The sequence below is a fragment of the Microcystis sp. M113S1 genome (assembly GCF_020246945.1).
In the GTDB taxonomy this organism is placed as follows: domain Bacteria; phylum Cyanobacteriota; class Cyanobacteriia; order Cyanobacteriales; family Microcystaceae; genus Microcystis.
The window spans coordinates 1-7,719 of record NZ_JADBSA010000104.1; the positions used below are offsets into that span (position 1 = coordinate 1).

Genomic DNA, 7,719 nt, shown 5'->3' on the forward strand with positions numbered 1-7,719 from the left:
GAAAAACTGATAGTTTTATCGATGTAAGAAGCAGAAAAATTAGCTAAATTAACAGGATTTACTCTCAGACAATTTGAAGAGAGATAGGCTTTTAGTGGCTTGGAAACAAGCTTTATCAATTTATTCATAATAAATATTGGCAGAAGATTAAAGATTAGTTATTGTGACTAACTCTTTTGATTAGAACAAGAGAAACTTGAGAATTTTCGGTCAAATTTATTGACTCAAAATCCGCTGTACTTAATTTAAATGAATCAACCCTACCCACTTCCCCACTTCCCCACTTCCCTATCCCTTTTAAACAGGATTTAGTATTAGCCTGTATTAACATTTCTGATTGCGTTGTTAAGTTTGGCTAATAACAGCTTATTTTTAGTTCCTTGTCAAGCCCCTATTATAATTTTTTATCTCTGACCCTTAGCCCGATTTAACATTTATCTTAAAAATCTGGTTTTTTGTAGCGAACAAAACAGTTTTATTAACCATTATCTGCATCGATAGAGGCAAATCGAGGAGGACTGATAATCCTTGAAAGCCTTGTCAATACTAGCATTATTCCCTCTCAAAATTTCACTAATTCCCTAAGTTTTCCTAACCTTGATCCCCTCTAGGACACAAAAAATTAAAAACCTATCATCTTAACTTGGTTTTTAGCGCACGTCAACCCTTTATTTAAATTTTTGATTCTCTTGCCCGATAACGATATAAATTCTCGTAATGACCAACCGATTTTCCGTGATACGGTTGAACAGAAAGCAACCAAGTTAGCTCTGCAAGCACAAAGGAATGTTAGCAAGTTCCTTCAGCTTTGCATTGGGAACTTGCTAACGCACAATAAGAAAGTCTATGAATAAACAACTGATCAACAAACTACAAGCTGTAACTGCCCTTACCGTAGTGGGGACTACAGCTTCGATAATTTGTTCCCAGACAGCAGGACACAGCAACAGCCTGACGGATATTAGCGTAGAGCGTCAAACTGTTATCGAGTCCACTTCTCAAACCATTCTGTCCGCTTTTTCTAATAGTCGAACAAATGATTCAAGTATTAAGATATCACGTTCGGTTCAAGATAATGCTAACGAAATTCTAAAAACTTTGGAGTCCCTAGTGGACAAAGAAAATACCGTCCCTGCAAGCGTTACACCCCGGACCCAAGAGGCCATTCCTTCGACGATACAACCCCAATCACAACCCAATCAAGTCAAGCCGGCCCCGGCTAATGCCCCAGCTACCAATCCTGCCTCAGTGACACCAGCAGAGAAGCCGAAAACAAGCCAAGCGGTAAAAACCAGCAGTCGCCCCCGTAAAAAGGGAATGGCCTCTTGGTATGGTCCTGGTTTTCACGGTCGTCGCACCGCTAGTGGTGAGACTTTTAACTCTAGTAGTTTAACCGCCGCCCATCGCTATCTACCTTTCGGCACCAAGGTTAGGGTAACTAATCTGCGTAACGGGCGCTCGGTGGTGGTGCGAATTAACGATCGCGGTCCGTTTAGCGGTGGTCGCCTCATCGATCTCTCCAGAGGTGCGGCAGCGATTATCGGTGTCTTCCAATCGGGAGTTGCCCCAGTTGTCTTGGAAGTTTTAGGCAGATAATCAGTTATCAGTTATCAGTAAACAGTTATCAGTAGTCAGTAAGCAGTGAAAAGACAGCACTGTTAATCTGCGTCTTGGAAATTTTAGTACAAATGATCGGAATTCTTCCTTATCCCTGACTTGAAAGAGGGTGTAGGGTGTGGGGTGTGGGGTGTAGGGAAGGAAACCTATTTCATCTCTGGTGGTGAAAATTTTTTCATCGGGACTGACTAAAAACTCACATCTGATCACTGGTAACTGGTAACTGGTAACTGGTAACTGGTAACTGGTAACTGGTAACTGGTAACTGATAACTGGTAACTGGTAACTGGTAACTGATAACTGGTAACTGGTAACTGCTATAGTGATCCTATTGGGATTTGACTGGGTTTATGTTAGAAATTAGCGATTTATCGGTTAATTATGGCGGAATAAAGGCATTACAGCAGGTTAGCTTAAGGGTAGAAACGGGGGAAATTGTCACCCTGATTGGAGCGAACGGAGCAGGAAAAACGACGACTCTAAAGACGATATCTCGGATTTTAACGGCAAAGACGGGGCGAATAATTTATCAGGGTCAAGATATTACCCATTTACCGCCCCATGAAATCGTTAAGCGGGGAATTGCCCATAGTCCGGAAGGGAGAAGAATCTTAGCGCGTCAAACAGTCTTGACAAATTTGCAGTTAGGTGCTTATACGAGAAGCGATCGCCTAGGAGTAAAAAGTGATATCGAAGAGCAGTGGCAACTGTTTCCCCGACTATCGGAGCGCCGAGAGCAGTTAGCGGGAACCCTAAGCGGTGGGGAACAGCAGATGCTGGCGATCGCCAGAGCTTTAATGAGTCGTCCCAAGTTATTGTTACTAGACGAACCCAGTTTAGGACTAGCGCCGCAGATAGTGCGAGAAATCTTCAGTATTATCCGTCAATTAAACGAATCGGGAGTAACTATCCTGTTAGTGGAACAAAACGCCAATTTAGCCCTAGAAACTGCCAATCGCGGCTATGTTTTGGAAGCGGGACGCTTGACTATCGCAGGAGAAGCCGGGGATTTACTCAAGGATGAGCGCGTCAAACAAGCTTATTTAGGTTAATCGATGATGATGCGCCAACTATATATAAAAGTCTATGGTAAAGGTAGGACAAAAAATATTCACAAAATTTTACAAAGTCGCATAAAATGAACACATAACGAAATAGGTATTTTTTCTTACTGCCATGCTAACGGCTAACTTCCCCTGGCTCACTGCCATCATTTTGCTCCCCTTGCTTTCCTCCTTCCTTATCCCTGTAATCCCCGACAAAGAAGGAAAAACTATTCGTTGGTTCGCTCTTGGAGTCGGACTAGCAGACTTTGTTTTAATGTGCTACGTTTTTTTACAAAAATATGATTTAAGCAACCCCAACCTACAATTAGTGGAAAAAATCGATTGGGTTCCCCAAATAGGTTTAAGTTGGGCGGTGTCGGTGGATGGTATCTCGGCACCGTTAGTTTTATTAGCAGGATTAGTGACAACCCTTTCTATCTTGGCTGCGTGGCAAGTGGACCGCAAACCCCGTTTATTCTACTTCCTGATGCTGTTGCTCTACGCCGCTCAGATTGGTGTTTTCGTCGCCCAAGACTTATTATTATTCTTTTTAATGTGGGAAATCGAGTTAATTCCCGTTTATCTACTCGTTTCCATCTGGGGTGGTCAAAAACGTCGTTATGCCGCCACTAAATTCTTACTCTACACCGCCGCCGCTTCTATCTTCATCCTCGTTGCCGGTCTAGCCATGGCCCTTTACGGTGGTGGTGCGATGACCTTTGATATGGCGGAATTAGGATTTAAAGATTATCCCCTCGCTTTAGAATTAGTCCTTTACGCCGGTTTATTAATCGCTTTCGGGGTCAAACTCGCTATCTTCCCCCTCCATACTTGGCTCCCCGATGCTCACGGTGAAGCTTCTGCACCTGTATCGATGATTCTCGCTGGTGTTCTCCTCAAAATGGGTGGTTACGGTTTAATCCGTCTTAATATGGGGCTTCTACCCGATGCACACATCTACTTTGCCCCCATTCTAGCGATTCTCGGTGTCGTCAATATTATCTACGGTGCTTTCGCTTCCTTCGGTCAACAAAACATGAAACGCCGTCTCGCTTATTCCTCGGTTTCACACATGGGATTCGTCCTTTTAGGGATTGCTTCCTTTACCGATGTGGGTATTAGCGGTGCTATGTTACAAATGCTCTCCCACGGTTTAATTGCCGCCGTCTTATTCTTCCTTGCTGGTGTCACCTACGACCGCACCCATACTTTAGCTTTAAACGAGATGGGTGGGATTGCCCAAGCGATGCCGAAAGTCTTCGCTCTCTTTACTGCCGGCGCCATGGCTTCCCTAGCGTTACCTGGAATGAGCGGTTTTGCCAGCGAAATTACCGTATTCATCGGTGTCACTAGCAGTGACGTTTATAGCCAAACCTTCCGGGTTGTGACTGTCTTCCTCGCTTCCGTTGGTTTAATCCTCACCCCGATTTATCTACTCTCCATGCTTCGTCAAGTTTTCTACGGAGATGGTTCTTCCTGCGATATTACTAACATTCTCCCCAACAAAAGTAACGAACAGGCAGTTTGTTTCGGTACTAGCTGTGTCCTCCCTCATGAATCAGAATATATTGACGCTAAACCCAGAGAAATCTTTATCGCTGTCTCTTTCCTCGCTTTGATTGTCGCTATCGGTTTCTATCCCCAACTGGCTACCCGTATCTACGATGTGAAAACGGTGGCAGTTAACTCGGAAGTGCGTCAAGCTTACACAGAAATCGCCGCCACTCGTCAAAATATCTACGCTGAAACTCAACCGGACGTAAGCGCAAAAGTTGCCAGTGTCTTCCAATAAATTGGTAAGTCTAAAGTTAATAAGTTATCGGGAGTAGAAATTCTGCTCCTGATTTTTTTGGCGAGGAGATAATTAATTAGGGTCTGCTGAAAAAGTTTTTCGTGGGGTCAGGGTGTCGGGTGTCGGGTGTCGGGTTTTACCCATTTTGAGGGGGTCAATTACCTAATTTTCGGGGAAAAAGTCCTGGAATTTTTCCCCCGCGCACTCCAATGGCTGGCACTTTTTGATGGGAAAAAAGTCTAAAAGTCTTATCGAACAAGGTTTTTATATTTATTCAGCAAACCCTACATAAACAACCTATAATCTACATGAAAGAAATGTCCTAATAATTTCGCCTGTTCTTGGCTAATTGACCCTTTTCCTGCAATTAAACTAGGGAGCATCCCACTTTTGCAATAAGCAATTGTACTTAGATGCGAAATGCTTATATGGCAAGCCTTTTCGGGAGTTCATAGATTTTTAACGGTTCTCTAAATTGTGTGATTGGAACCAGAATCGTTATACTAAATCCGGTTATTAAAGACTGATTATTTATCCCCCCTTTTGCATGAGTGCATGAGTGCCTTTTGCCTGTCTTCATAAGTAGCCTATGCTCAACGGATTTAGTATAACTTCTGGTGATCACCATAAGTGAGAGAAATTCACAAATATGAGATACACCCGATTGATAGTGAACACTCATTATATGTTAATAAACATAAATAAATATGAAGTAATTTAAGTTTCAAGAAGAATGAACCCGATCTTTTTTACGATGGGGGTAAACCTAATTTTCAATTTCTCAGGTTGAAAGATGAATCCAGATTAAGCTATCTCAACGATAAGAGGACAAGCCAATGTTTGAAGATTTTACCTATATTACCGATGAGGCTTTTTTAGAGAATTATTGGTGGGAAGAACAAGTTATCTGTCCCCACTGCCAAGGCAAAGGAAGAATCTATCTAGAGACGGAGAATGAATCCGTCCCCTGTAAATTCTGTGAGGGTAAAGGCATTATTAAACGAAAACAAGAGGAAGCTAACTATTCCTAAAAATCTGTATAATTAGATACCATACATTAAAAATCTTCTTGAGTTAAAACCTCTGGCTGACATTGTTTAATTTCGCTGTTAATTCCCAGAGCCGATTCCGATTGTAGGTCTTCGATATAACCGGATTGATGGGATAAAGCTTCAGAAAAACTCTCGAAAGGACCGAAATAATAGAGACATTTCGGCTGACTGGTGGTGATCTCTACCCACCAGGGTTGAGGTGGTAAACTAGGCTTGATCGAGACAGTTTCGGGGTCAAGAGGCTTTATACTGAGAATCTTAGCCCCTTGGCGCAGGAGGCGCTGTGTTTCTTGACTCATGCGGCTTTTAGGTACTCGCAGGACTGTCCAGGAGAAGCGTTGAGGCAAAGAGCCAGAAGAACCGGAAAAAACAACTTCATAGAGAAATATTTGATTCTCTCCCTGATTATTAGCCTCTAGCATACAGAAAAGATTCTCTTTTAAGGGTAAGGGTTAAAAAAACAGACGCTACTCCTAACAGAGTAGCGCATCTTGATACGATAGCATAGAGCGGCAAAAAGTTAGGTTTTGTCCTACTCTCCCCTGACAGCATAGCTTGACGGGTTCTTTATTCAAGATGCTGTAGGGGAATATATAGCCGTTATCTTAATGGTGGGATAGGAAGTTTTCGTTTTGGGGAGTCGGTGGTCGATGCCAAATCCTGTTATACTTCATCTTTATGAGAAACACTGTCAATAGGGTTTGCGGCAAAAAGTTTTTCCTAGGGGTAGGGTGTGGGGTGTAGGGTGTGGGGTTTTCCCCATTTTTAGGTGGTCAATTACCTAATTTTCAGGGAAAAAGTCCCTAAATTTTCCCACCGAACAATCCAATGGCTGGCACTTTTTGATTTCAAAAAGACCAAAAGATATTATCCAACAAGGTTTTTATATTTATGCAGCAATCTCTCAAGAATATTGACAACAAATAGAGGTTTTTGACAAATATGCAGCCACCAAAATTAAGCTTAGGAACCAGATTATTTTTATCCCATCTCCTCGTTATGGTGGTGGGATTGAGTAGCTTTATTATCATTGCTAAATTATCTTCTCCGCGAATGTTTGTTTTGCGTTTGGAACAGTTAGAAAGGCAGGGATTTTTTACCGTGCGATCAGCGAGAACTTTCTTGGTTAGGGGTTTTGAGACAGCTTGGGATAGTAGTGCCATTTGGTCATTCATTGCGGGAGGAAGTACGGCTGGTTATCTGAGTTTTTTGGTTTCTCAACGCATTATGAAACCGGTAAAACAAATGAAACAAATCACTAAAAATTTTGCTGAAGGGGATTTATCGGCGCGAGTTCCAGAAAGCGAAATCCCAGAATTAAATCAATTAGCCATCAGTTTTAATCAGATGGCGATTAGTTTAGCCGATGTGGAAAAACGGCGCCAGGAATTAATCGGTGATCTTACCCACGAATTACGCACCCCTTTAACTGTGGTACGGGGATATTTAGAAGAATTAGCCGATGGTGCGATCAAACCTAATCCAGAACTTTATCAGAAATTAGTGAAAGAAACCCGCAGGTTAGAACGTTTAACCCACGATCTACAGGAGCTATCGCGAGCGGAATCTGGTTATCTCTCGATTAAACTGCAACCTGTTAATTTATCAACTTTGTTAAATTCTCTCATCGAAAAATTTGCCGATCAATTATTAGAAGATGGACCGACTTTACAGTTAGATTGTCCCCCCAATTTACCATCTGTCATGGCCGATCCCGATCGCCTCGAACAAATCTTAGTTAATCTGCTCGGTAATGCCATTCGTTACACCGATAATGGTGCAATTACCCTGCAAGTGACAAGGGACAAAAATCGCCTACAAATTGCCGTTATCGATACAGGAATTGGCATCGCAGCAGAGGATTTACCCTTTATTTTCGAGCGCTTTTGGCGGGCCGATCGTTCTCGTTCCCGTTATTCTGGGGGTAGTGGTATTGGTTTAGCGATTACCCGTCGTTTAGTGGAATTACACCAAAGTCAAATCGAGGTGGAAAGTGAATTAGGTAAAGGCAGCACTTTCCGTTTTTCCCTAGCAATATCGGCCAATTGAGAGATGGGGATTTTTCAGTGAACAGTGAACAGTAAACAGTAAACAGTAAACAGTAAACAGTGATCAGTAAACAGTGAACAGTAAACAGTGAACAGTAAACAGTGAACAGTAAACAGTGAACAGTAAACAGTGAACAGTAAACAGTGAACAGTAAACAGTGAAC

The 7,719-nt window shown here is 42.4% G+C and carries 6 protein-coding genes; 5 read left to right on the forward strand and 1 reads right to left on the reverse strand.

Features of this window, described 5'->3' with window-relative positions; all coding sequences use genetic code 11:
* The first annotated feature begins 846 nt into the window (after positions 1-846).
* The 4 genes from IM319_RS05580 (at position 847) to IM319_RS05595 (ending at position 5,486) form a co-directional block, all read left to right on the forward strand.
* Entirely contained in the window at positions 847-1,596 is a 750-nt protein-coding gene (locus tag IM319_RS05580; RefSeq protein WP_286826932.1) for a septal ring lytic transglycosylase RlpA family protein, read from the forward strand.
* 371 nt (positions 1,597-1,967) lie between these two features.
* Entirely contained in the window at positions 1,968-2,669 is a 702-nt protein-coding gene (locus IM319_RS05585) for an ABC transporter ATP-binding protein (RefSeq protein WP_287078638.1), read from the forward strand.
* A 124-nt stretch (positions 2,670-2,793) separates the two neighbouring features.
* Positions 2,794-4,455 (forward strand): NAD(P)H-quinone oxidoreductase subunit 4, encoded by a 1,662-nt coding sequence (locus IM319_RS05590; RefSeq protein ID WP_287686554.1) that lies wholly within the window; start codon positions 2,794-2,796, stop codon positions 4,453-4,455.
* Between the two features lie 836 nt (positions 4,456-5,291).
* Positions 5,292-5,486 (forward strand): hypothetical protein, encoded by a 195-nt coding sequence (locus IM319_RS05595; protein WP_286825792.1) that lies wholly within the window; start codon positions 5,292-5,294, stop codon positions 5,484-5,486.
* Between the two features lie 26 nt (positions 5,487-5,512).
* Here the strand turns inward: IM319_RS05595 and IM319_RS05600 are convergent, their stop codons facing one another.
* Positions 5,513-5,929: a DUF1816 domain-containing protein gene (locus tag IM319_RS05600; RefSeq protein WP_287078428.1), complete on the reverse strand. Its 417-nt coding sequence runs from the start codon at positions 5,927-5,929 to the stop codon at positions 5,513-5,515.
* Positions 5,930-6,449: 520 nt separating this feature from the next.
* Here IM319_RS05600 and IM319_RS05605 point away from each other — a divergent pair.
* Positions 6,450-7,556 carry a sensor histidine kinase gene (locus IM319_RS05605; RefSeq protein WP_287734956.1) on the forward strand — a complete coding sequence of 369 codons (1,107 nt, stop codon included), beginning with the start codon at positions 6,450-6,452 and terminating at the stop codon, positions 7,554-7,556.
* The last annotated feature ends 163 nt before the right edge of the window (positions 7,557-7,719 follow it).